The following is a 2,099-nucleotide window of genomic DNA, read 5'->3' as shown; positions in this document are numbered from 1 at the left end:
CGAGGAGTTCGCGCGCGCCGGGGCGGGGATGGGCGCCGACCTCGCCCGGCTCCTCCCCGAGACCGCCGCGCCGCCCGCCGGGCCCGGGACCGCCGACCTGACAGGGCCGTCCGGCGACCCGCACTCCGCCGAGGACAGCGCGCGCCTTTTCGGCCACGTCACGCGGCTCCTGGAGGAGTTGGCCGCCGCGCGCCCGCTCGTCCTCGTACTCGAAGACCTGCACTGGGCGGACGCCTCGACCCGCCACCTGTACGCGCACCTCCTGCGCACGCTGCGCGCCGGGCGGCTGCTGCTCCTCGCCACGTACCGCTCGGACGACCTGCACCGCCGGCACCCGCTGAGGCCGCTGCTCGCCGAGCTGGACCGGCTGCGCGCCGTGCGCCGTATCGACCTCGCGCGCCTCGGCCACGCCGACGTACGCCGCCAGCTCGCCGGGATACTCGGCGCCGAGCCCGGAGCGGCGCTCGTCGACGAGATCTACGCGCGCTCCGAGGGCAACGCCTTCTTCGTCGAGGAACTCGCCGTGTCCCTGCGCGAGGGCCACAGCCCCGGGCTCAGCGAGAACTTGCGCGAACTGCTCCTCGTCCGCGTCGAGGCCGTGCCCGCGGACGCCCGGCGGGTTCTGCGCCTCGTCGCCGAGGGCGGCTCCGCCGTCGGACATCCCCTGCTCGCCGCCGTCAGCGCGATGCCCGAGGACACCCTCCTCGACGCGCTGCGCGCCGCGACGAGCGCCCACCTCCTGACGCCCACACCGGACGGCTACCGCTTCCGGCACTCCCTCGTCCGCGAAGCCGTGTGCGACGACCTGCTGCCCGGCGAGCGCTCCGCGCTCAACCGCCGCTACGCCGAGACCGTCGCGTCCGCCCCGCACCTCGTACGCGCCGAGGAACTCGACGCCCGCCTCGCCGGTTACTGGTACGCCGCGCGCGAGCCCGCCAAGGCCCTGCCCGCAGCCCTCCGCGCCGCCGCGAGCGCCCGCGCCCGGCACGCGTACGCCGAACAGCTCCACCACCTCGGCCGCGCCCTGGAACTGCGCGACCAGGTGCCCGAACCGGAGGCCGGCACCCCCGCGCCCCTCGACCTCCTCGCCGACGCCGCCACCGCCGGACGGCTGTGCGGCGAGGCCGGTCGCGCCTACACGCTCGTGGGACGGGCCCTGCGCCTCCTGGAGCAGGAGCCGGACCCGCTGCGCGCCGCCTGGTTCTGGACGCGGCGCTCACAGCTCGCCACCGCGCTCGGCCGGAGCGACGGCGGCGCCGAACTGCGCAGCGCGGAAGAACTCGTCCGGGGACTGCCGCCCTCGGAGACGCACGCCGAAGTCCTCGCGCACCTCGCGGGCTGGTCGATGGTCAACAAACCGGGCGCCGACAGCCTCGTCGCCGCCGAACGCGCCGTCGCCTACGCCCGTATGGTCGGCGCCGTCCACATCGAACTCTCCGCGCGCGTCACGCGCGGCGTGCTCCGCGTCGGCGCCGGGGACATCGAGGGCGGACTCGCCGAGCTGTACGAGGTGAAGGAACGCGCTCTCGCGCTCGCGACCCCCGACCACATCGCCCGCTCCCACGCCAACCTGCCCTCCGTCCTCGAAGGCATCGGCCGCTCCGCCGAGGGGGCGCGCGTCGCCGTGGAGGGCGCCGAGATCTGCGCCCGCCACGGACTTGTCGGCAGCGCCGCGTTCACGTGGTCCAACGCCGCCGAGTCCCTCCTCTCGCTCGGCCGCCACGCCGACGCCGAAGAGGCCCTGCGCCGCGCGGATCAGCCCGGCGCGGGCGCCGTCGTCCGGGCCCTCGTCGGCCTCACGCGCGGACTCCTCGCCCTGCGGACGGGCGACACCGCGAGCGCCCGGGAGGAGTACGAGTCGTTGCGCGAACCCGCCGGGTCCGAGGGCCGTGCCCCGCAGCGCCGCCTTCCGCTGCTCTCCCTCGGCATCCGCCTCGCCACCGAGGCGCGCGACGTCGCGGCCGGGCGTGCCCTCGTCGACGAGGCGTTGCGCGAGGGCTTCCCCGCCGACGCACACCGCCACGCGTGGCCCGTCCTGCTCGCCGCCGCGGGGCTGGAGGCCACGACGCGGGGACTGCCCGCCGCCGCACCGGGCCACG

At 76.9% G+C, this 2,099-nt stretch carries 1 protein-coding gene; it reads left to right on the top strand.

All coding sequences use genetic code 11. From position 1 onward, the window contains the following. The coding region (locus G3I42_RS34525) for an AAA family ATPase (RefSeq protein WP_164291602.1) at positions 1–2,099 on the top strand (2,099 nt) is incomplete at both ends.

Source organism: Streptomyces sp. SID11385 (genome assembly GCF_010548245.1).
Taxonomy (GTDB): domain Bacteria; phylum Actinomycetota; class Actinomycetes; order Streptomycetales; family Streptomycetaceae; genus Streptomyces.
Note: the sequence above shows the minus strand (reverse complement) of the source record. Positions and strands in the feature narration are given on the sequence as shown.